This is a genomic window from Pseudomonas sp. W17 (assembly GCF_040268305.1).
GTDB classification, from domain to species: domain Bacteria; phylum Pseudomonadota; class Gammaproteobacteria; order Pseudomonadales; family Pseudomonadaceae; genus Aquipseudomonas; species Aquipseudomonas protegens.
The window spans coordinates 4,477,866-4,500,971 of record NZ_CP158490.1; the positions used below are offsets into that span (position 1 = coordinate 4,477,866).

General features: G+C 65.7%; 12 protein-coding genes. 2 read left to right on the top strand and 10 right to left on the bottom strand.

Features of this window, described 5'->3' with window-relative positions:
* Positions 1–16: 16 nt before the first annotated feature.
* The 3 genes from ABCR88_RS20470 to ABCR88_RS20480 form a co-directional block, all read right to left on the bottom strand.
* Positions 17–928 (bottom strand): LysR family transcriptional regulator, encoded by a 912-nt coding sequence (locus ABCR88_RS20470; protein ID WP_011061963.1) that lies wholly within the window; start codon positions 926–928, stop codon positions 17–19.
* An 85-nt stretch (positions 929–1,013) separates the two neighbouring features.
* Entirely contained in the window at positions 1,014–1,493 is a 480-nt protein-coding gene (locus tag ABCR88_RS20475; RefSeq protein WP_350403304.1) for a hypothetical protein, read from the bottom strand.
* Complete coding sequence (locus ABCR88_RS20480) at positions 1,490–12,589, bottom strand: filamentous hemagglutinin N-terminal domain-containing protein (RefSeq protein ID WP_350403307.1); 11,100 nt, start codon at positions 12,587–12,589, stop codon at positions 1,490–1,492. Before ABCR88_RS20480 ends, ABCR88_RS20475 begins: the two co-directional genes overlap by 4 nt.
* 354 nt (positions 12,590–12,943) lie before the next feature.
* Here ABCR88_RS20480 and ABCR88_RS20485 point away from each other — a divergent pair, with 354 nt between their 5' ends.
* Together ABCR88_RS20485 and ABCR88_RS20490 are read left to right on the top strand one after the other, a co-directional pair.
* Positions 12,944–14,119, top strand: coding sequence for an SRPBCC family protein (locus ABCR88_RS20485; RefSeq protein WP_350022920.1), 1,176 nt, complete (start codon positions 12,944–12,946; stop codon positions 14,117–14,119).
* Between the two features lie 25 nt (positions 14,120–14,144).
* Positions 14,145–15,248, top strand: a complete 1,104-nt coding sequence (locus tag ABCR88_RS20490; protein ID WP_041118927.1) for an SMP-30/gluconolactonase/LRE family protein — start codon at positions 14,145–14,147, stop codon at positions 15,246–15,248.
* Positions 15,249–15,378: 130 nt separating this feature from the next.
* Here the strand turns inward: ABCR88_RS20490 and ABCR88_RS20495 are convergent, their stop codons facing one another.
* From ABCR88_RS20495 to ABCR88_RS20525, 7 genes are all read right to left on the bottom strand, one after another.
* Positions 15,379–15,612 (bottom strand): DUF465 domain-containing protein, encoded by a 234-nt coding sequence (locus ABCR88_RS20495; protein ID WP_015636110.1) that lies wholly within the window; start codon positions 15,610–15,612, stop codon positions 15,379–15,381.
* Between the two features lie 135 nt (positions 15,613–15,747).
* Positions 15,748–18,414: an excinuclease ABC subunit UvrA gene (locus ABCR88_RS20500; RefSeq protein WP_350022921.1), complete on the bottom strand. Its 2,667-nt coding sequence runs from the start codon at positions 18,412–18,414 to the stop codon at positions 15,748–15,750.
* A 141-nt stretch (positions 18,415–18,555) separates the two neighbouring features.
* Entirely contained in the window at positions 18,556–18,822 is a 267-nt protein-coding gene (locus tag ABCR88_RS20505) for a DUF1652 domain-containing protein (protein ID WP_011061967.1), read from the bottom strand.
* 208 nt (positions 18,823–19,030) lie between these two features.
* Entirely contained in the window at positions 19,031–21,139 is a 2,109-nt protein-coding gene (locus ABCR88_RS20510) for a PAS domain-containing hybrid sensor histidine kinase/response regulator (RefSeq protein ID WP_041118932.1), read from the bottom strand.
* Between the two features lie 249 nt (positions 21,140–21,388).
* Complete coding sequence (locus tag ABCR88_RS20515; protein ID WP_015636113.1) at positions 21,389–22,048, bottom strand: DUF799 domain-containing protein; 660 nt, start codon at positions 22,046–22,048, stop codon at positions 21,389–21,391.
* Entirely contained in the window at positions 22,045–22,416 is a 372-nt protein-coding gene (locus tag ABCR88_RS20520) for a DUF4810 domain-containing protein (RefSeq protein WP_041118933.1), read from the bottom strand. The genes ABCR88_RS20515 and ABCR88_RS20520 overlap by 4 nt, the downstream gene beginning before the upstream one ends.
* Positions 22,417–22,445: 29 nt before the next feature.
* Positions 22,446–23,105: a CsgG/HfaB family protein gene (locus ABCR88_RS20525; protein WP_015636114.1), complete on the bottom strand. Its 660-nt coding sequence runs from the start codon at positions 23,103–23,105 to the stop codon at positions 22,446–22,448.
* Between the last annotated feature and the right edge of the window lies 1 nt (position 23,106).

A 23,106-nucleotide genomic window follows, 5' to 3' on the forward strand; every position in this document is an offset into this window, starting at 1 on the left:
CCGGAGTGCATGGCGACTATGGAGCACTGGCAATGGCCGCAATCTCCCTGCGCAACCATTGCAGGCCCGGCGCCTGTTGCTGCTGGCGATGCCAGATCAGGCTGACCTGCACCGGCGCCGCCAGCAGCGGCAGGCTGGCGATGCGGATCGGCAGCAAGGCGCAGAAATGCTCCGCCAGGTAGCGTGGCACGGTGCCCAGCAGGTCGGACTGGGCAACGATCAGCGGAATGCTCAGGTAGTTGGGCACGAACACCTGCACCTGGCGCTGGACCTTGGCCGAGCCGAGAACGATTTCCAGGGGCGAGCCGCGCCCACCCCGATCGGGAATCGCCACGTGCAGGCAAGCCTGGTAGGCCTCCAGGCTCAGTTCCGGGGCAAAGGCCGGATGGTCGCGACGGCCGATCACCACCAGTTGCTCCTCAAGCAGCGGCTGGTAGCACAGGTCCGGGCTGTCGAAATACAGGTAGTCCACCGCCAGGTCGAGCATCCCGGCACCGAGCCAGGCGGCGATGGCGTCGGCGCTGTCGCTGCGCACCGCCAGCCGGACCCCGGGCGCTACCTGCTGCAGGCGTCGGGAAAGGGCCGGCAGCAGGCGCGCCTGGGCGTAATCGTTCATCGACAAGGTGAACAGTTGCTGGGCCGCCGCCGGCTCGAACGCCGCAGCAGGATCGAGGCCCTGCTGCAACAGGTGCAGGGCCTGGCGCACGGCCACATGCAGGCTCAGGGCCCGGGAGGTGGGTTGCATGCCGCGGGCGGTGCGAATGAACAGCGGCTCGTCCAGGTGCCGACGCAGGCGCGCCAGGGCATTGCTCACCGCCGGTTGGCTGAGGTTCAGGCGTACCGCGGCCCGGGACAGGTTCTGCTCCTGCATCAAGGCGTCGAACACCCGCAACAGGTTGAGGTCCAGGCGCTGCACATTGAGCTTCATGAATAATGCCCATCGAAATTATCCAGGGGCTGGATAATTCGCGGCGCCAGCCCCGGCTGTCAATAACGGCAGCCGGAGCAAGCGGTCAGTCAGCAACCCCTGGACCAGAATTGCTCTCGGGCAGGAAAAGGCGCGCCGCCAGCCAGCAGGTCAGGCAGGCAGCCACGAATAGCACCAGCATCTCCACCTGGTAGTCGGCGAACTGTGCCTTCTTCACGCCATGGACCACCAGGGCGATGAAGATCAGCGCCCATAGGCTGGCCACGCTTGCGCCCACCAGGGCCAGCACCGCACAGGCGCGCGGGCTGCGGTAGACCTTCATCAGCGTCACCCCCAGGGCGAAGACCAGGAACGGCAGCAGAAACGCCACCTGGGCCACCAGCGGTGCAAGCACCGGCATCAGCAGCAACTCGCCTCCCCGCACCTCCCCCAGCAATCGCGGGTTGCTGGCCAGGTGGGCCAGCAGCGTGACGAACTTGAAGGCGCCGAACACCAGCCCCAACACCAGCGGACAGAAGAAAAACGCCATGAACACCCGACGTCGCGGGTAAGCCGCCGCACTCATGGCGCACAACCCTGGCTCTTGGAGTAGCCCAGCAATTTGCAGCCAAACTCCACCCGGGACTTGTAATCCAGAATATCCACGCCGCCATCCATTCCTTTTCGATCACCGATCATTATCTCGGGCATGATCGACGTATCGGTCACCAGCCCGGAAAGCCAGGTGAATGCACTCCGGTCGCCCATGTACTGCTCATGAATCGGCTGCAGGATAGTCTGTTCGCCTTTCAATTGCTTGATGTCCCAGGCGACCGGATCGCTGGTGGCCTTGTTGTAGAGGTTCTTGAAGTTCTCGAAGCCACCGGTGATCAGCGCATCCCCGGCTGCCTTGCGCCAGTCATAGACCGGCGCCATCAGCCGGCCGACACCAAAGGTTATGTACGAGAGGTTATCGTCGGCTCCCAGGCCGGTCCAACCGGCCCTGGACACCTCTTCCGCCCCACCGAACCACTTGGCACCAATCCCCATGTTCTGCTCGTAGACATGGCTGGCACCAAAGAAATTGGCCCGGTTGTCGATGGTGTTCAAGTAGGTCACCAGGCGCCCGGCAGCCCCTTCGGTGTTGTAGAGATAGTCGAAGGTGTTCTTCGAGGAACGGGTCACATCCTTGTTCATGATGTTCCAGGCATCCTTCATCGCCACGTACTTGATCGAGGCGTTGACCGCCGCGCGGCAACTGTCGCTGGTCGGCGCCTTGTCGCAGAGGCTGCGCATTTCCGAGTCCAGCCACTCGCTGAGTTTCTCGGCCTTGGCCACCGCAGCCTTCTTCTGCTCATCGGTAGAGCAGGTACGTCCCGACAGGCAGTTGCCCAGCTCATCGAAGGCCTGGTGCGTCAGGTAGTTGTACTGAGTGCCATTGGCCGCCACCGCCGCGGCGATGCTCATGTCACCACCGGACGCCGACGCGCCGAGTACACCGACAATCTGCGACAGCGCCATCAGGTTGGCCTGGGCCTGGATGTACTCCGGCGAGCCGGGAATCAGGTTGTCCGACAGCAACTTGTCCCCCAGCACCCCCACCAGCAACTCGTTGGCACCACCGGCAATGGCGCCGGTGCGAAAATCACCGCCCATGGCTTCAGACAGCAGGCCGCCGAGCCCGGCATGCAGGGCGATTTTCGCCAGGCCGCCCTCGGTCAGGCCCAGGTCGCCGATCTTGCCGGCGCCATACGCCCCGCCGATGCTGGCTGCAGTTCCGGCTGCCGAAGCCGCCAGGTTGTCCTTGAAGCTGCCGCCATAGACTGCGGTCTTGATCAAGGCATCGGCCGTGACCTTGACCGCCACGGTCTGCAGGCTCTTGGCATCCAGGCCCATGGCGCCCGGATCATAGTTCAGCCCCTTGGCCACTCCGGCCGTGGCCGCCGCCACCACGTAGCCCTTGATACTGTCCTTGGAGGTCACGTCCTTGAGGACCTTGCCCAGGTTGCCGCGGTTGTCGATGGTGCTGACCGTGGCCTTGGTGGCCACACTGACCGACACCGCCTGGAGCATGGTGTTCATCCCGGCCATCATCGGCCCCATCACCGCCGACAAGGCGATGGCGATGATCAATTGCGCCGCCGGACCGAGCCCCGAGTTGTTGTACTTGAAGGACTCGTGGATCTCCTTGACCTGGCGCCAGTCCACATCGCCACGGGCCTCGGCCTGTTTCAGCCAGGCCAGTTGCGGGTCGGCCTGGACCATGGCATCGATCGCCTGGCTGACGCTCTTCTGGTCAATGTGCTTGATGTCGATCTTCAAGCCTTCCACGGCCTTGATGGTCAGGCTGCCGCCGGCCACCAGGCTGCTCTGGCGCAGGGTTTCATCGGTGTTGCCGCGGCCTTTGGAGGAATTCCAGAAGGCATTGTTGTTGCTCTTGGTGTGGCTTTCGTCGTGCAGGTCCTTGACCCCTTCGAAGGTGATCGCGCCGCCGCTGTCCAGGGTCAGGTCCTTGGCACTCTCCAGCTTGGCCACCTGGTACTTCTGGTCGCCGCCGCTCTTGAGGGTCAGGTCGCCGCCAGTCGTGATCTCGCTGCCGATGTTGGTGACCTGGGTCACCTCGTCGCGCCGGGTCTTCTTGGTGCCCCAGCTGCCTTTCTTCTTCATGTCGTACAGCGAGTAGTCGCTGTCCTGGGCCGCCAGCAACTCCAGGTTGTCGCCGGCCACCAGGTAGGCCTCGTTGCCGGCGCTGATACGGCTGGAGATCAGGCTCAGGTCCTTGCCCGCACTGAGGACCACATCGGCGCCGGCGGTCAGCGAGGTGCCCACCTGGCTGACATGGTCTTCCTGGCGAGTGACCTTCTTGGTCTTGGAGTAGCTGTGCTGCTCGTCCGCCGCCGAGGCCAGGGTCAGGTCACCCGCCGCATCCATGGCGATGTTGCGCTTGGCCTCGATCTGGCTGGCGACTGCCGTCAGGTCGCGTCCGGCGCTGACCGCCAGATCCCTTCCGACGCTGACGCTTGAACCGTGCTGGGTGATGCTTTCGTTGAGGTAGCGGTCGCGGGTGAGCTTGTCGTGCTCCTGGGCCGATACCAGGTTGACGTCGCGCGCAGCGATCAGGGTCGTGTCGCCGCCACTGCTCAGCATCCCGCCGACGTTGTTGATATCGCGACCGGCCCCGACATTCAGGTCGTTGCGGGCCTCGATCCGCCCGGCGTTGTCGGCGTAGTCCAGGCGCTGGGTGGTGGAGCCCGGGTTGCTCTGGAAGGTGGTGATGCTGCGCTCGTTGATCACGTCCCCGGCCAGGGCACGCACCGTCACGTCACGCCCGGCGATAATACCGCCGGACTGGTTGACCACGTTGTCCCCGGCCAGCAGGTTCAGGCGATTGCCCGCCTCGATCAGGCCACCATTGATCAGGTCAGTCCCCGCCGTGGCACTGAGGTTCTCACTGGCGCGCAAGGTCCCGGAGTTGACCAGGTCCTTGCCGGCGATCAGGGTCACGTCGCGGCCCTGGACCAGCGCGCCATTGGGCGCCAGGCGGTTGTTGGCGTTGGCCAGGTACAGCACTGGCACCAGCACCTTCTCGCCGTTCACCTCCTGCTCTTCGAGCCAGACGATGTCGTGGGTCAGGGCCGCCACCTGCTGGGAGGTCAGGGTCACGCCCACTGCCAGGTTGAGCGAATCCTTGCTGGCGATGGCGTTGTTCATCAGGTACTTGAACATGCCCTCATCGCTGTTCTGGCCATCGAGGAAACGTTGGCCGGTACGGGCCGTGACCGCTTGCTGGATCAGGCGCTGCTCGTAAAAACCATCACCCAGGCGCTTGGCGCTCTGGTCCGGGTCGTAGCCCAGTTTCGACAGCAGATAGTCCGAACCCATGAACTGCTTGAGGTCGGTGAGCAGCGGGTTGGTCTCGATCAGGTACTTGTGCGGATTGCTGCGCACACTGCTGTCCGGCAGGCCCTGGACCCGGTTGACGCTCTGATTGCCAGCACTACTCGTGGGCAGCAGCACGCCCCCCGGCGAATCCCCGGCCACGGCGTTCACCTGCACCGTCGCTGCGCGGCCATCGATGCCCGTGGCCTGGTGATCAACCAGGTTCAGGTCGCGAGCGCCCAGGGCCACTTGCGGCAGCGGCCGGTTGCTCAGTTCCCGGGGCTGGACCGGCTCCGGACCGGCCTGGCGAGTGCTCAGTTCCAGGCTGGCGCCGCCCATGCTCCAGCTCTGCGCCGGGGCCGAGGGCTGCGCTGCGCCGCCCTGGCCGCTCAGGCGGAACAGGCCGTTCTGCCCGGATGGCAGGCTGAAGTTGGGCAGGCTCAGGGGGTTGACCTGCTGCTGCGCCAGATCCGGCGGTAGCTGGGAGTGGAGCACTACCATCAGCGGCTTGCTGGAGGCGCCCACCGCCGTGTCGCGGGTGCTACCGCCCACGGCGATGGCATTCTTGACCACGCTGATATTGCTGATGTCGTTGGCTGCCGTGAGCCGGGCCTTGCCACCGGCCTGGATGATGGCCGGCGCCGCCGAAGAGCTCAGGGTCGAGGTCTCTACCGGCCGGTCGATGCCATAGAAGATCCCCGGGTTGAACTTGGCCACCAGGGCGGCGAAGTCCTCCTGGTTGAAGGCACTGCCCTGGGGGTGCGCCCGGTCATAGGCCTGCACGTCACGGGCCAGCTGGAAGAACAGCCCGCGATTGATCTTGACCCCGGCGCCGACTTCATAGCCGGAAGAACCGGACGCCACCAGGGAGGCCTGGTTGGTGATGGTGCCGCTGGTGATGCTCAGGTCATTGCCTGCCGACACGGTGCTGTAGCGGTTGAGGAAGCTGGTGCTGTTGACCGTCAGGTTGCCCCCCGCGTTCAGGGTCGACTGCGGCGAGTCGCTGGTCACCACGCCTTCCACCGTCCGGTAGATAAACACCGGCCCCCGGACCCAACTGGCGCCACCGCCGCAGTGCTGGACGCAGCGGATGGTCATGCGGCCATCGGTGATCTGCTGGCTGGCTTCGTATTTTTCCCGGTCGTTGACCAGATCCAGTGCAGCGATATTGATATCGCCGCCACTCTGGATGTTGCCGGAGATGTTTCTCAGGTTTTGGGCCGAGGTGCCTGCCGCCATGCCGGCCACGGTCAGGCCGCCAAGGCTGTAGAACTCGCCATAGCTGTTGGTCAGGGTATTGACGTTGAAGCCGGCGTTCTGGCCGCTGAATACGAAACCGTGGTCGTTGACCAGGGTCGGGGTGGTCAGGCTCAGGCCCTGGGCGCCGCCCAGGGTGCCGGTGTTGAGCACGCCGCCGGCATTCACCGAGAGTCCGGCGTTGGAGGTCAGGCGCCCGGCGTTGTTCAGTTGCCCGGCGACCGTGACCTGGGTACCGCCGCCACCGGCGATGCTGCCCGCGGCGCCAAGGTTGAGCAGGGCAGCGCCAAAGCCAAGGGTGCCCAGGCTGGATACCCGGCCATTACCGGAATAGGTGCCGCCGATCTGCAGGTCCAGGCTGCCATCGCTGGCCAGCAGCCCGTCGTTATTCCAGTTGCCCCCCCGGGCCTGCAAGTGCTGGCTGGCCAGCAACTGGCCAGCGGCGGTCTGGCTGAAGTGGTTGACGTCGAGGTTCAGGCGCCCGGCCTGGATCACGCTACTGTTGGTCCAGCTGTCGGCGGTCAGCGTCAGCCCGCCCCGGGTGACCAGGCTGCCGCCGGCATTGATCACGTTGCCGGTGGCGATATCGAAGTTGCCTTCGCCCAGGTGCAGCAGGCTGCCACCCTGATTGAGGAAACCCGACGCCGCCAGGGTCAGGTCGGTGTTGGCGGATTCCAGCAGGCCGTTGCGGTTGTCGAACAGCCCGCCGATCTGCAGGTCGGTCTTGCCGCCAGGGGCCAGGGCCCGCAGTTTGCCGCCCTGGTTGTCCAGGCTGGCGCCGCGCAGCGCCAGGCTCTCGCGGCTTTCAATCAGGCCGCCCTGGTTGACCAGGGAACCGTTGAAATCCAGGTCGATGTGCTGGCCGTTGATCTGCCCGGTGCTGTTGTCGAGCTGATTGCCGCTGGCCTTGACCCGCCCGCTGGCATACAGCCCGCCGTGGCTGTTATCCACCCCGGCGCTGCCGGCATTGAGCAGCAAGTCGCCACCCTTGGCCGCCATGCGTCCGGCGCCGTTGTCGAAACCGGCCAGGGCTTGCAGATCCAGGCGCTGGGCCTCGGCCTGGCCGCCATGGTTGTTCAGCACCCCCGATATCCGGGCCTGGAACAGCCCCTTGAGGCTGGACAGTACACCCGCGCGGTTATCCAGGCTGGCGCCTTGAATGTCCAGGTCTCCATCCTCGGCAATCAGCTTGCCGCCCTGGTTATCGATGCCCCCGGTCGCTGCCAGGGTCTGGGCCTTGGCGCTCTGGATCGCGCCCTTGGCATTGTTCAGGCTGCCGGCGCTCAGGCTCAGGCCGGCGTCGCGGCTGTAGATCAGGCCGTCATTCTGGTTGCGCACCTCGCCACTGACGTTGACCTGCAGCGCACCGTTGGCGGCCAGGGTGCCGCGGTTACTGTTGTCCAGGCTGTTGCTGAACAGAGTCATCAGGTTCTGGCTGACCAACTGCCCGTCCTGGTTGTCGATGCGGCTGGAACGCTTGAGCAGCAACGGGCCGCTGGCGGCCAGCTTGCCCTGGGTGTTGACCAGGGCACCCAGAAGATCGAGGGTCACCGCGCCTTCACCGCGCAGGTTGCCACCCTGGTTGTTCAGGCTATTGCCGGTGAAGTTCAGGCCGCCCACGGCGCTGAGTCGGCCGCCCTGGTTGTCCAGGTCGCCGGCGCCGATGTCGAGGCTGGCGCTGCTTTCAATCAGCCCGCCCCGGGCGTTGTTCAAACCTCCACTGCCAAGGATCAGTTGCTGCTCGCCCTTGCTGGTGACGATGCCCTTGTCGCTGTTGTCCAGGCTCGCGGCCTTGAGGGTCAGCTGACCCTGGCTGGCCAGCCCGCCTTGCGCACTGTTGAGCAAGGCGCCGCTGAGGTCGATATTCAGATCCCCCAGCAGGCTCGACAAGGTACCTTGCTGGCGGTTGTCCAGGCTGCCGCCGCTGACCTTGAGCCCCTGCCAGCCGGATATCAGGCCCTGCTGGTTGCCCAGGTTCACGGCCTCGACCCCAAGCTGCTGGTGGCTGATCAGCTTGCCGCCACTGTTGTCCAGGCTGCGCCCGGCCAGGTTGAAGCCCTGGGTGCTGGAGATTTCCCCGGCCTGGTTCTGCAGGTCCCGCAGCCCGGCAATGCTCAACACGCCCTGGGTGTTGATCAGGCCCTGGCGGTTGTCCAGGTCCGAGCCTTGGGCCCCCAGGTCGATGCCCACACGGGTGCCGCCGAGCAGGCGCCCACCCTGGTTGTCCAGGCCGTTGGCGCTGATCTGCAGCGGCCCGGCGGCCTGGATCAGGCCCTGGTTGCGCAACGGGCCAGTGACCCGCAGGTCCAGTTCGCTGTCGCTGAGCAGCGAGCCGCTGTGGTCCAGGCTAGCGGCATCGATCTGCAACGCGGCGGCGGCGATCTTGCCCTTGAGCGCGGTCAGCGCGCCCTCGATGCGCAAGGTCAGAGCCTGGTTGCTGAGCAACTGCCCGGCGCTGTTGTCCAGTCTGCGGGCGGCCATTTCGAAAGCCTGCTGGCTGGAGATTTCCCCCTGACGGTTGTCCACCGCGCCGAGGTTGCTCAGCAGTAGCACGCCGGGGGCATTGATCAGGCCGCCCTGGTTGTTCAGGGTGCCGTGGTTCAGGTCCAGGCTCAGGCGGCTCTTGCTGAACAGCTTGCCGCCCTGCTGCTGCAACCCGGTGACCGAGGCCGTCAGGGCCTTGGCGCTGCCGATGCTGCCCTGCTCGTTGTTGACCTGGGCAGCGTTCAGGCTCAGTTCATCACCGCTGTTGAGGTTGCCGCCCTGGCTGTTGTCCAGCGCTCCGGTAGTGAGTGACAGCCGGCCCTTGGCGCTGATGATGCCCTGCTGTTGGTTGTCCAGCCGGGCACTGGCCAGGGTCAGGCCCGCGTCGCTCAACAACTTGCCGCCCTGGTTGCTCAGGGCCTGCCCGGCGCTGATCTGCAAGGCACCACCACTGGACAGGCTGCCCCGGTCGTTGTTCAGGTTGCGGGCCTGGATCGCCAGACGGCCTTCGCTGCTGATCCGGCCTTTGCGGTTGTCGAGGTCTTCACCCAGTTCCAGGTCCAGGCGCTGGGCCCCCACCAGTTGTCCGCCCCGGTTGTCCAGGCCGATGCCACTGAGGCTCAGGCCCTGGTCCGCGGAAATCAGGCCCAGGTTCTGGTTGAGCACCCGGGCCACCTTCAGGGTCAGGTCACCACTGGCCAGCAGGCGGCCCTGGTCGCTGTTGTCCAGGCGCTCGCCGCTCAGGTCGATCTGCCGGCTCGACACTTCACCGCCGCGGTTATCCAGTCGCCCGACCTGCAGGTCCAGGGCGCGGGTGGCGCCCACCAGCCCCTCCTGGCGGTTGTCCAGGCTGGCGGCCTTGAGGGTCATCTGCCCTTCGGCCAGCAGTATTGCGCCCTGGTTGTCGGCGTGCCCGCTGACCTGCAGTTGGCTGTCGCCACGGCTGTGCAACTGGCCGTCGCGGTTGTCCAGACTGGCGCTGCGGCTGTCGATGGCTGCAGCCGAGATCAGCCCCTTGACGTTGGCCAGGGCCTGCTCGATGCGCAGGGTCAGGGCCTGATTGCTCAGGAGCTTGCCGGCACCGTTGTCCAGTTCCCGGGCGTTGAGGCTGAAGGCCTTGGCCCCGGAGATTTCACCGCTGCGGTTGTCCACCCGGTCGAGGTTGCGCAACAACAACTGCCCCGGGGTGTGCAGGTTGCCGCCCTGGTTGTCCAGCAGGCCATGGTTCAGGTCCAAGGTCAGGTCGGCGTTGCTGAACAGCTCGCCGCCCTGCTGCTGCAGACCAGTGATGCTGGCATTGAGGGCCTGGTCGCTGCCCATCCGGCCCTGGTTGTTGGTCAGTTGGGCAGTGGTCAGGGTCAACTGCCCGGCACTGGTCAGGCTGCCGCCCTGGCTGTTGTCGAAAGCGCCGGTGCCCAGGCGGGCATCGGCCTTGGCGCTGATCACGCCCTTGTCGCTGTTGTTCAGGCTGGTGCTGTCCAGGGTCAGCCCCTGCTCGGCGACGATCGAGCCGCCCTGGTTGAGCAGCGCCCCGCGGCTGTCGAGGCTCAGGGCCCGGGCACCGGTCAGGCGGCCGCCGCGGTTATCCAGGCTGCCGACCTTGAGGGTCAGCAGGTCTTCGCCGCTGATCAGGCCACGCTGGTTGTCCAGGGCTGCGCTCAGGGTCAGCAGCAACGGCTTCTGACTCACCAACTGGCCGCCGCTGTTGTCCAGGCTGTCGCCACTCAGGGTCAGCCCTTGCTTGCTGAACAACAGCCCCTGGTTCTGGTTGATGACCCGGGCCACCTGGAGCAGCAGGCGCTGGTCCGCCAGGACCTTGCCGCCATCACTGTTGTTCAGACCCTGGCCGTTGACCTGCACTTCCCCCTGGCCCGACAGTGCACCACCACGGTTATCCACCTCGACGACGTCCAGGGTCAGGGCCTTGAGGGAGGCCACCAGGCCCTGGTCCCGGTTATCCAGGGACTGGCCCTGCAGATGCAGAGCGCCTTCGGCCACCAGCTCGCCGCCATGCTGGGCAAGGCTGTCCACCTGGGCATGGAGTTCGCCTTTGCTGGCGATTCGGCCAGCGTGGTTGAGCACCTCGCTGCTGTTCAGCGTCAGGGTTGAAGTGGCGCTGAGCAGGCCACCGCTGTTGTCCAGGCGGTTGCCTTCGACGGTGACGGCAGTCCGGCTTTCCAGGCGGCCCTTGTCACGGTTATCCACGTCACGGCTGTGCAGGCCCAGGGCCTGATCGGCATGTATCACCCCACCGCGGTTGTCCGCACTCTCGCCGCGCACCACCAGGGTGTCGCTGCCGGAAATCCTGCCCTTGCGGTTGTCCAGTTGCCCGGCCTGTACTTCCATGGCCTGGTTAGCCTGAATCAAGCCCCTGTCCTGGTTGTCGAGACGCCCGGCGACCTGGACCTCCAGGCGCTTCTCGCTGCGCAGGTTACCGGCCTTGCTGTTGTCCAGGGATGCGGCCTGCACCTTCAGCAAGCGCTCCGCCCCCAGGGCACCGCCACGGTTGTCGATGGCCCCGCTGGCGTTGATATCCAGGGTTTCACCGGCCATCACCAACCCGGCGACGTTGTCCAGCGCCGCCAGTTGCAGGCGAACCTGGCTCAGGCTGCTGAGCTCGCCGTGGCGATTGCCCAGGTGGCCGACATTGGCCTTGAGCTCACCATCACTGGTGATCAAGGCGTTGTGATTCAGCAGTTGCCCGGCTTGCAGCACCAACGCATCGCTACTGAGCACCCGGCCCTGATTCTGGTTGTCCAGGGTGCCGGCACCGAGCGTCACCTGACGTTGCCCGCTCAAGGTGCCTCCCCGGTTGTCCAGGGCCTGGGCGGTAGTGATCGTCAGATCGCGACTGGCGACGATGCTCTTGCCGCGGTTGTCCAGATTCTGGGCGGTAAGGGTGATGTCCGCGTCGGAGTTGCGGCTATTGTCGGCATTGACCCCGGCTTCGATGATGCCCTTGTTGGTCAACTGGCCACCGCTATCGAGGGTGATGCGGTCCCGGGCGGCGAGGGTTTTCTGGCTGCTCAGGTCACCCTTGGTCTGCACCTTGAGCTCGCTGCCGGCGTAGACCGCGCCCTGGGCCTCCAGGCTGCCGGCCTTGATCGCCACCGCGCCCTTCTCGGCAGTGGCGTCCGCCATGCGCAACTGGCCGTTGGCATCCAGTTGGATATCACCGCCACTGGCGATCAGCTTGCCGTCGAGCTTGACCCCCACCCCGGCCTCGGTGCCCACCAGTTTGATCGCCCCGGCATACATGCCGCCCAGGGCTGATGAGTCGATCGCCAGTTGCGGCGCATCCGCCGGGTTGGCGGTGCGGGCCGTGGCGTTCAAGGTCTTGGCGTCGACGTCGTTGGCCCCGGCGATCACCGCCAGGTGCCTGGCCTGGATCTCGGCGTTGATCTTGGCGCTGCGGGTGATGATTTCGAACTGGTCGATATTGCTCGCGTTGAGGCCCGCGCCCTCGATGGCGACGCTGCCCTGGTCCACCTGGTAACGCTGGACCTGGCCGTTCTCGATCACCGGCTTGCCGGTGGTCAGGGTGGCTTTCGGGGTGTTGATGAAGCCGCAGCCGTTGCAGGTCACGCCATAGGGGTTGGCGACGATGACATGGGCCGCTTGCCCGGCCACTTCGGTGTAGCCCTTGAGCTGGCTGGGGCTGCCGCCGTTGACCTCGTTAAGGATCACATTGGCCGCGCGGCCGCCTAGGTTGGAGTTGCCGAGGATGATCCCGCCCAGTTGGGTTTCCTGGGTACGGCCGGTGGCGTTGTTGAGGATCAGCCCCTGCTGGCCGACGTTGTAGTCGCTGAACTTGTTGTGCGACAGGCCGCTGCCATTGGGCGTGGCAATGTTGACGATGGGCACGCCATTGCCCGCCTGTCCCAGTGTTGTGCCGCTGCCGTTGACCACGATGCCGTCGGCCATCGCCACCAGCGGCTGCCAGAACATCATGTTGGCCAGGACGAACGCCAGGCTGCGCTTGGACAAGCCGCAGAACGAATCACGGGATTGCAGGACAGCAGAGGGTTGCTGGGCCAGGAAGGTGAAGTGGTGAACGTCCATGTCAGTCTCTTAGCAATGCAGGAGCACAAGCCCCTGGAGCCTTCATCCTGAAGGCCCATGGCGAGGAAAAATTGATTTCGGCAAGCAGGGTCGAACTGGCAGCCCCTCGATGCCTGACAGGCAAAACGGAACCCAAAAGAGCAGAGCGCGAGCAGAAATGATATCAATTCAATATCAAAATACTAAATAGCCACTATTCTGGCGTCAATCTTTCATTCATCACACCGTCGTTTCTATGAACTTTACTCGGGCATTTTCAGCCTGATGAATAATCCTCATTCCCACTATCCATTGGCTGGATAATTACCCGCCGGCTACGCTGCAGCCCATAAAAACAACAACGGGAATCGGGCCGTGCGAGAAACCACCCAGCACTTTCGTCAGCAATACCGAGCGGCGGTCAGTCCGCGCTACAACCCCTGGCTGCATGGCGGCTTTGTCCTGGCCTATGGCCTGCTGTGCATCGGCCTGCTATGCAGCACCCTGAGCCAGGTGCAGCCCCTGGAATGGCTGGCGGTGCCGGTGGCGCTGCTGTTCTTCAACCTGTGCATCTACGTGGTGCACCGCTGGCTGGGGCATCACAAGCAGCGCTTCGCGCGGATGTTCTATGCCCGTCATACCGGCGACCACCACAGCTTCTTCGCCCCTGGGCTGATGGCCTATGAAGGCTACCGGGACTGGCGGGTGATTCTGTTTCCGGCCTGGCTGATCGTGGTGCACAGCCTGCTCTTCGCCCTGCCCCTGTGGGCGCTGCTGCGCCTGTGGAATGGCAACGTGGCGGCGCTGTTCGCCAGTTGCACCCTGCTCGGCTACCTGGCCTACGAGGTGTTCCATGCCTGCGAGCACCTGCCCGCCAATCACCCCCTGGCGCGCCTGCCCTGGGTGCGGCAGATGCGCCGCCTGCACGAACTGCATCACCGCCGCGAGCTGATGCAGGAGCGCAACTTCAATATTGTCCTGCCGCTGATGGACTGGCTGTTCGGTACCCTGCACTGGCAACCGCAAGAGCCGCCAGCCGTCACTTCCACCCCTGACGAGGCCACGCCCATGACCCGCATGCAGCACCAGGTCGACATCCCCCGCAGCGCCGCCAGCACCCTGGCCTATGCCGCCAGCTCGCGGCTCTGGCCACAGTGGCACCCCTCCTCGCTCAAGGTCGAGGGCGACGAAGGCCCGCTGTTCGCCGGGCAAGGCTTCGAGGAAGACATCCATGCCGGCGGGCGCAGCGGTCACCTGAGCTGGAAGGTCGAGGAGTACCTGCCGGGGCACCGCTGGCGTGCCAGTGCCCGGAGCGATCACGGCCTGCACCTGCAGGTGACCTACGAATGCCAGCCCCTGGGGGCGCAGCACACGCGCTTCGTGCGGACCCTGGAGTACGGCTTTGACAACCTGCTGATGCGCCTGGGCAATCAGCTGTTATTCAAGCGACGGATAGAACGGGAATCCGCCGCCTCATTGCTGGCATTGTGCGAGATGGCCCAGCAAGCTATCCCGCTGCCCGCCACCGAGGCCCCCGGCCGACCGTCCTGAGGCCGCCCCCGACAGGAGTCATTGCATGAATCAGATTGCCCCCCGCCGCTTCAGCGGCCTGCGGATTGTCCTGCTGGTGCTGCTGGCCGTCCTGGCCTTCCTGCTGCTGATGCCGACCAGGGTCCAGCCGGTGGCCTGGAACCCGGCGCCGGCGCCGTCCCTGAGCCAGGGGCCGTTTGCCGAGAACCAGAAGCTCAAGGCCGTGCAGCCGGTGGGCGCCCGGGACATCGACGGCCCCGAAGCCCTGCTGCTGGAACACGAACAACTGCTCAGCGGCCTGCATGACGGCCGGGTGATCCAGAGCAGCCTCGACGGCAGTGCACTCAAGGTGCTGGTCAATACCGGCGGCCGGCCCCTGGGCCTGGCCCGGCACCCGGACGGGCGCCTGATCATCGCCGATGCCATCAAGGGCCTGCTGGCCCTGGACAGCCAGGGCCAGTTGCAGACCCTGAGCACCGAGGCCAAGGGCCTGAAGTTCGGCTTTACCGATGATGTGGCGGTAGATGCCGCGGGGCGCTACGCCTACTTCAGCGACGCCACCAGCCGCTGGGGCTATGGCCATGACGGCGAAGCGGTGATCGAGCACGGCGCCGATGGCCGCCTGCTGCGCTACGACTTCCAGAGCGGCACCACCGAGGTGCTGCTGGACCGCCTGGAGTTCGCCAACGGCATTGCCCTGGGGCCGGACGAGGCCTATGTGCTGGTCAATGAAACCGGCGCCTACCGCATCAGCCGCTACTGGCTCAAGGGTGACAAGGCCGGCAGCCACGACCTGTTCATCGACAACCTGCCGGGGCTGCCGGACAACCTGAGCTTCAATGGCGCCGGGCGTTTCTGGGTGGCCCTGTACGCACCGCGCAACCCGTTGCTCGACGCCACTGCGCCCTACCCCTTCGTGCGCAAGATGCTGGTGCGGGCGATGACGGTATTGCCCAAGCCGGTGGAGAAACGCGGCTTCGTGCTGGGCCTGGATACCCAGGGCCGGGTGATCGCCAACCTGCAGGATGGCAGCAGCGGCAACTACTCGCCGATCACCACGGTGCGCGAATATGGCGATGCCTTGTACCTGGGGTCGCTGACGGCCAGGCACATGGCCCGGTTGTCGTTGAAGGAGGCGCTGGCGCCTTGAGGGTGGGTGCGTTGCAGCTTGGGGTCGGGACAGCCCGGCGGGCGTCTGGGCGGCTATGCCGCCCAGCGGGAGCAAGCTCCCTCGCCACAATAAGCTCCTTGCTACTGCGAGCGTCTTTGTTACAGGGGGGTCAGGAACCGGCGGTGAGTTTCCCGGCGATCTCATCCTTGATCAGCAGGCGTTTTTCCTTGAGTTTCTTCAGTTCGTCGTCTGCGGCAGCGGCAGCTTCGGCCTTGAGCACCTGATCGTCGATGCTGGTGTATTTGTCGAACAGCGCATTCAGGTGGGGGTCACTGGCCCGACGCTGTTGAATGTCTTCTTTACTGCAGCTCAGGTCCTGGTAAAGGTCGTGGGTCACCGGCATGGAACACCTCCGTGGTTGATCGGCAGCAAGGGCGTCATCACGCCCCCGCCGGTTATCAGAATGGCCTCGCCGGACCGGGTCTGTCGACCGCCAATCAGACCAGCGGTAACCGTTCGTCGCCACTTTTGCCCTGGATCAACGTCCGCCCAGGGCTTGGGCAAGAAAGGGCGCGGTGCGGCTAGTACGCTGCTTTGCCACCTGTTGCGGGGTGCCGCAGGCCACCAGGGTGCCGCCCTGGTCGCCGGCACCTGGGCCGATATCGATCACCCAGTCGGCCTGGGCCACCACGCGCATTTCGTGCTCCACCACCACCAGGCTGTGCCCGGCCGCCACCAGTTTGTCCAGTTGCTCCAGCAGACGGTCCACATCCCGTGGGTGCAGGCCGGTGGTGGGCTCGTCCAGCACGTACAGGGTGGCGCCCCGGGCAGTGCGCTGCAGCTCGGTGGCCAGCTTGATGCGCTGCGCCTCACCGCCGGACAGCTCGGTGGCCGGCTGGCCCAGGCGCAGGTAATCCAGGCCGATGTCGCGCAGCACTTCCAGGGCGCGGCGGATGCCCGGTTGTTCGGCAAACACCGGCAAGGCCTGCTCGACACTCAATTGCAGCACCTGGGCGATGTTCAGGCCCTGCCAGGTCACGGCCAGGGTCTGGGGGTTGTAGCGCGCGCCATGGCAGGTCGGGCACGGGGCGAACACGCTGGGCATGAACAGCAGCTCGACGCTGACAAAGCCCTCGCCTTCGCAGGCCGGGCAACGGCCCTTGGCCACGTTGAAGGAAAACTGCCCGGCGTCGAAGCCCCGCTCCCGGGCCTCGTCGGTGGCGGCGAACAGCTTGCGCACCTGATCGAACAGCCCGGTGTAGGTCGCGAGATTGGAACGCGGGGTACGACCGATGGGTTTCTGGTCCACCTGCACCAGGCGCTTGATCTGCTCCATGCCGGCCACCACCCGCCCGCCGCTGCTGACCGGTGCGTCGTCCGCCAGGTCCAGCTCCGGCGCCTCATCGCTGGCCGAAGCCTTGCCCAGGTGCGCGCCCACCAGTTCCAGCAGGGCCTGGCTCACCAGGCTCGACTTGCCGGAACCGGAAACCCCGGTCACCGCGGTAAAGCAGCCCAGGGGAAACTCGGCGTCCAGCTCCTTGAGGTTGTTGCGGCTGATACCTTCCAGCCGCAGCCAGCCCCGGGGCGGGCGCGGGGTACGCCGGGCCGGGGCCTGCTCGGGAAACAGGTAGGCCCGGGTCTGGGACTGCGCCACCTCGGCCAAGCCGGCCGGCGGGCCGCTGTACAGCACCTGGCCGCCACGCTCTCCCGCCGCCGGGCCCACGTCCACCAGCCAGTCGGCACGGCGCATGGTCTGCACATCGTGCTCCACCACGAACAGTGAATTGCCGGCGGCCTTGAGTCGCTGCAAGGCCTCGAACAGTGCCTCGGCATCCGCCGGGTGCAGGCCTGCCGAGGGCTCGTCCAGCACATAGATCACCCCGAACAGCTGCGAGCCCAGCTGGGTCGCCAGGCGCAGGCGCTGCAACTCACCGGAGGACAGGCTCGGCGTGCTGCGCTCCAGGGCCAGGTAGCCCAGCCCGAGGTCGGTCAGGGTGCTGACCCGCTCCAGCAGGTCCTGGGCGATGCGCTGGGCGGCCAGGCGCTTTTCCAGGGACAGGTTCGGCGTATGCCGCACATCCGGCGCGCCGCGATGCTCCGGGGCGCCCTGGGCATGGCGCTGCTGACGCGCAGCACGGGTCTGGGCGTGGCTCAGCACCTGATCATCGGCGGGCGCCTGCTCCAGGTAAGCTGCCGCCGCCACCGGCCGCAGCACCTCGGCCAGTTGCAGCAGCGGCAGGCGCGCCAGCTCGCCGATATCCAGCCCGGCAAAGGTCACCGCCAGGGCCTCGCGCTTGAGCCGCTTGCCCTCGCACAGCGGGCACGGGCTACCGCGCATGAACTGCGACACACGCTTTTTCATCAGCGCGCTCTGGGTGTGGGTGAAGGTGTGCAGCACATAGCGCCGGGCGCCGCTGAAAGTGCCCATGTAGCTGGGTTCCTGCTTGCGCTTGAGGGCTTCGCGGGTCTGTTCCGGGGTCAGCCCGGCGTACACCGGTACTGTGGGGGTTTCTTCGGTGAAGAGGATCCAGTCACGCTGCTTTTTCGGCAGTTGCTGCCAGGGGATGTCGACGTCGTAGCCCAGGGTCACCAGGATGTCCCGCAGGTTCTGTCCCTGCCAGGCCAGGGGCCAGGAGGCCACGGCGCGCTGGCGGATGGTCAGCGAAGGGTCGGGAACCATGCTCGCTTCGTCGACCTCATAGACCCGCCCCAGGCCATGGCATTCCGGGCAGGCGCCCTGGGGCGTGTTCGGCGAAAAGTCCTCGGCATACAGCATCGGCTGCCCCGGCGGGTAGCTACCGGCCCGGGAATAGAGCATGCGCACCAGGCTCGACAAGGTGGTCACGCTGCCCACCGAGGAACGCGTGCTGGGAGTGCCGCGCTGCTGTTGCAGGGCCACCGCCGGCGGCAGGCCGTCGATGCGGTCGACATCCGGCACCCCCACCTGGTCGATCAGGCGCCGGGCATAGGGCGCCACCGATTCGAAGTAGCGACGCTGGGCCTCGGCATACAGGGTGGAGAACGCCAGGGACGACTTGCCCGATCCCGACACCCCACTGAACACCACCAGCGCATCCCGGGGAATGTCCACGTCGACATTCTTCAGGTTGTGCTCTCGGGCGCCGCGCACCCGGACAAAACCGCTGGCTGGAAAGGACGAAGGGCTCGCCTGGGAAGCATCGGAGGGGCTACGGGAAGCAGTCATGAACCAGCCTTATGTCGAGAACCGCGAACAGTCGAAGCGCGATCATCACACAAGGTCCGAGGCCCGAGGCAAGCCCCGTGGAAGATCGACGCGCGTACCCGGGGTTCGAGCCTCGCCCCCGACGCAATGTTCCCTGGCGCTTCAGCGACCGTGCTGGCGGCGGGCTTGCTGCTCGGTGCTCAGGCGGGTGTGCTGGAGGTCGTAGCGCAACTCGGCAATCAGCTCCGACAGCGCCCTGGAGCTGGTCAGGCCGCGGGTGGCGATGCCGGTGACCAACAGGTCGACGCGCCCGCTGGCGGGGTCGCAGATGCGCACAGTCATGGCCCCGTCGTGGCCGACGGTGCACTGGCAATGCAGGGGCAGGAAGCTGGTTTCAACGATTCTGCGCAGTTCAAGAGTGGAGATCACGGCGGAGCATCCAAAAAAGGTTGAGAAGAAAAACCGCGCAAGACGACGTTTGTTGTTATGGGATCAGGCGGTCGATGCCCCTGTCCTTGGTCAGCAGAAAAAACGTACAAGTTCATTCAATTTCATACAGCGTAGAAGTTTGACGCCAGTTTGTCGTCGCTCCCTGGGGATTTTTATGCGCTGCTTCACACTTGGCGCCAGGCGCCGCTCAGGCCTCCAGCACCGAACGCACCATGGCGCTCAAGTCTGCAGGCCCGTAGGGCTTGCTCAGCAGGTGGGTGTCGGGGCTGAGCTGGTGGTTGCGCGAAATCATGTCGCGGGTGTGCCCCGAGGTGAACAGCACCGCGATCGGCGGTGCCTGGGTCTTGGCCCAGGTGGCCAGGTCCGTGCTCTTGATCAGACCGGGCATCACCACATCGGTGAAGATCAGATCGACCTTGAGCCCGCCCAGCAGCAGTTGCATGGCAGCATCACCATTGCTCGCGGTGCACACCCGGTAGCCCTCGTGTTCGAGCATTTCCACCGCGGCGCTGCGCACCTCGGCGTTGTCCTCCACCACCAGGATGCTTTCCTCGCCGCCCGCCCGCTGACCCGGGCGCGGCGCCTGCTGCAGCGAAGGTTCGGCACTGCGGGCAAAGTACATCTGCACCCGGGTGCCCTGCCCCGGGCTGCTGAAGATCTCGATATGGCCGCCGCTCTGCTTGACGAAACCGAACACCATGCTCAAGCCCAGGCCCGTGCCATGACCGTCGGCCTTGGTGGTGAAGAAGGGTTCGAAGGCCTGCTTGAGCACCTCGGCGGGCATGCCCGGGCCATCGTCAGCCACACTCAGGCACAGGTACTCGCCGGCAGCGATGCCCTTACCGGCGCAGAAGTGCGAATCCAGCACCTGGTTCTCGGCGCTGATGAGGATCCGCCCCTCGCCGCCCAGGGCATCCCGGGCATTGATCGCCAGGTTGAGCACGGCATTTTCCAGCTGGTTGCGATCCACATGGATGCACCAGGGCTCGGCGGGCAATTGCACATCGAGGCAAATGGTTTCGCCCAGGGCCCGCTGCAGCAACTCCCCCAGGCCCTCGTACAGGTGCCGCGGGTTGTAGCTGGCCGGTGACAGCGGCTGGCGCCGGGCAAAGGCCAGCAGTTGGTTCGACAGCTTGGCGCCGCGTTCCACCGCCGTCAGCGCGGCGGCCGTGCGCCGCTGCACATTGGCGTTGCCCGCTTCGTGGCGGGACAGCAGGTGCAGATTGCCGGCGATCACCTGCAGCAGGTTGTTGAAATCATGGGCCACGCCGCCGGTCAGGCCACCAATGGCTTCGAGTTTCTGCACCTGGCGCAGTTGCTCCTCGGCGCTGAGCCGCGCGTTGACCTCCTCCAGCACCCGCTGCTCCAGGTTGCGGGTCAGTTGGCGCAGGGCTTCCTCGGCGATCTTGCGCTCCTGGATATCGATCAGCACCCCGGGGAAACGCAAGGCCTGGCCCGACTCGTCGAACTCGCAACGGCCACAGGCCAGCACCCAGGTGTAGCTGCCGTCCTCGCGGCGCACCCGGTATTCGGCGTTGTAGGGCCCGCCCTGGGTCACGCTGTAATGGGCCAGTTCCTTGATGCGCGGCAGGTCATCGGGGTGGATGCGGCTTTCGGTAATATCGATCGGCAGGTTGTCCAGGGGCTGGTCCGCCGGGTAGGAAAAGGTCCGGGCAAATCGCTCGTCGCAAGACAGCACGTCGGCCTGGACGTCCCAGACGAAGGAGCCCAGCAACGCCCCGGCATTCAGCGCCAGTTGCACGCGCTCGTTCTCCGCCCGGTAGGCGGCCTCCGCGGCCTGGCGGCGGCGCTCGGAAATCACATGGGCGGTGGTTTCCACGACAATGGCGATGACCCCGGCCGGAGCCTGGTCATCCCCCGCCACCGGGCTGTAGTAGAGGTCCATCCAGACGTCTTCCGGCACCCCGTTGCGCAGCAGCACCAGTTCCTTGTTGTGATAGGACAGGGTGCCGCCGCTGAGGCAGGTGTTCACCACCCCGCGGTTGAACTCGGCGACCTCCGGCCAGCCCATCTCCACGGCGCAGCCCAGCAGGTAGGGATGGCGGCCGCCGGCGAACTCGGCATAGGCATCGTTGTAGATCATGTAGCCCAGGGGGCCCCAGAGCATCACCATCGGCAGCGGCGAGCCGAGCATCAGCTGCACGGTGCTGCACAGGCTGTGGCTCCAGTGCTGCAACGCCCCGAGGCTGGTGGCGGACCAGTCGAAGGCACGGATGCGCTCGGCCATCTCGCCCTTCCACCCCTGGCACCCGTGATGATCAGATAAGAACGGCATGAGCGGACTCTACGAAAAACGTGGCACAGCGTGGGTTTTCAAGAGGCAGCGACGCAGCCTCCAGAGCCTTTGAGCACGGAGCACGCGGATGGTTTCACCAGGGCTGGGATCGGCTTCGCCACTGGTCGGCCATGCCGCCGGGCAACGCCCTTCGCGCGACTGAAAAAACAGAATAGGCGATGGCCCGGGTTCCAGGCGGACGCCGACAGGCGCCGCCTGAAAAAGAGCGGATTGCCCGCTCCCTGCCCCTCAGTCGGTGCCGTATTTCGGCGAACGCGGACCGTACAGCAAGCCGGTGCGTTGCCCGGCCGATAGCAGGCGCTGGCTGGTGATGCCGGCAATCGGATGGCCGGCGTCGGTGCTGGTGTTGATGATCTGCTTCACCGCAGCGGTGATCAGCATGCCCACCAGACCACCGTTGTTGCCGTTGTTGCCTTCCTCACTGGAGGCGCGGGCGCTGCCGGTCCACAACGTGGTACCGGTCTTCAGGTCCACCAGGGTGGCGCTGGCGGTGACCACGGTGGCGCTGCTGATCAGCATGTAGCTGGTGCCGTATTCCTTGACCGTGATGTACAGGCCGGCATCGGCGCCGAAGATCTCGTTGAGCTTGGCCGGCGCCAGGCCGTGGATGTCCGCCGGGTTGGTCAGGCCGTTGTGGCGGAAGGTTTCGTCCACCACCGCGATCGGCATTACGTAGTAACCGGCTTCGGCCAGGGGAAAGGTCACCTGGGACAGCATGCTGTAGGTGGCCTTGATGTCCGGCGATTCATTGAGCGGCGGCAGCACCAGGATCGACTTCGGCCGGGCCTGCTTGTAGGCCGAGTAGTCCACGCTCCTGGGCGCGGCGCAGCCCACCAGCAGGCTCACGGCCAACAGGCCCAGCAGGTTGCGCAGGGTCATCAGGCTCATTGGGCGGCTCCCTTCTTGGCGTTCTTGAGCAGGAAGTCCATGTACGAGGCGGATTCGGGGAACAGCGCCTTCTCGGTATTGAACTGCTGCACCATCTGGTCATCCTTGCCCAGGCTCGCGTAGAGCATGCCCAGGTGGGCGTGGTAGCCCGGCGGCACGGCCTTGCCGGTGGACTTGATCTTCTGCAGGTCGCGCTCCAGGGCCTCGACCTGGGCCTCCCGGGCCTCCTCGCCCTTGAAGTACTCGTAGGTCTGGGCCTGGTAGGTTTCCCACTGGTACAGCGTCTTCGGCCCGCTGCAACCGGCCAGCAGCACACAGCCCAGCAAGGCGCCGGCCATCATTGGCCGCGCCATCATCGTTTTCGTCATGCTTGCACTTCTCCCTGTCAGCTGTGTGATCAGCGGCCCGGTTTCCAGGCGCCGGCGTCGATGGCCTCGACCATGCGGTTGACTGCCTCGCGCATGGCCAGGTCGAGGACCTTGCCGTTGAGGGTCGAATCGTAGGCAGCGGTGCCGCCGAAGCCGATCACTTCACGGTTGGACAAGGCGTACTCGCCAGCGCCCTGGGTCGAATAGACCACTTCGGAGGTGCTGATGTTGACGATGTTCAACGCCACCTTGGCGTAGGCCACCTGGGTCTTGCCGCGGCCGAGGATGCCGAACAGCTGGTGGTCGCCGGTTTCCTTGCGACCGAACTCGGTGACATCGCCGGTGACCACGAAGTCCGCGCCCTTGAGCTTCTGCGCCTGGCCCTTGATGGCCGCTTCCTGCTGGATCTCGCCCATATTGTCGCGGTCCAGCACGCTGAAGCGGTTGGTCTGCTGCAGGTGGGTGATGAGGATGGTCTTGGCCTGGCCGCCGAGGCGGTCGACGCCATCGGAGAAGATTCCGCGCATGTAGCTGGAGCGGTTGTCGAACTTGCCCACGGCCATCGGCACCCGGGCCCCGGTCCATACCTGGCTGGCGCTCTGGACCTTCTCCACCGGCAAGGCCCGGGAGCTTTCCGTGGCGCAACCGCTCATGCCCGCCAGCACCGCCAGTGCTACAGCGGACAACATC

Excerpts from the sequence above, each read along its gene's own strand:
- ABCR88_RS20470 (WP_011061963.1), bottom strand. The coding sequence starts at position 928 with ATGAAGCTCAATGTGCAGCGCCTGGACCTCAACCTGTTGCGGGTGTTC.
- ABCR88_RS20520 (WP_041118933.1), bottom strand. The coding sequence starts at position 22,416 with ATGACGAAAACGATGATGGCGCGGCCAATGATGGCCGGCGCCTTGCTG.
- ABCR88_RS20515 (WP_015636113.1), bottom strand. The coding sequence starts at position 22,048 with ATGAGCCTGATGACCCTGCGCAACCTGCTGGGCCTGTTGGCCGTGAGC.
- ABCR88_RS20510 (WP_041118932.1), bottom strand. The coding sequence starts at position 21,139 with ATGCCGTTCTTATCTGATCATCACGGGTGCCAGGGGTGGAAGGGCGAG.
- ABCR88_RS20500 (WP_350022921.1), bottom strand. The coding sequence starts at position 18,414 with ATGACTGCTTCCCGTAGCCCCTCCGATGCTTCCCAGGCGAGCCCTTCG.
- ABCR88_RS20480 (WP_350403307.1), bottom strand. The coding sequence starts at position 12,589 with ATGGACGTTCACCACTTCACCTTCCTGGCCCAGCAACCCTCTGCTGTC.
- ABCR88_RS20495 (WP_015636110.1), bottom strand. The coding sequence starts at position 15,612 with ATGCCGGTGACCCACGACCTTTACCAGGACCTGAGCTGCAGTAAAGAA.
- ABCR88_RS20490 (WP_041118927.1), top strand. The coding sequence starts at position 14,145 with ATGAATCAGATTGCCCCCCGCCGCTTCAGCGGCCTGCGGATTGTCCTG.
- ABCR88_RS20475 (WP_350403304.1), bottom strand. The coding sequence starts at position 1,493 with ATGAGTGCGGCGGCTTACCCGCGACGTCGGGTGTTCATGGCGTTTTTC.
- ABCR88_RS20525 (WP_015636114.1), bottom strand. The coding sequence starts at position 23,105 with ATGTTGTCCGCTGTAGCACTGGCGGTGCTGGCGGGCATGAGCGGTTGC.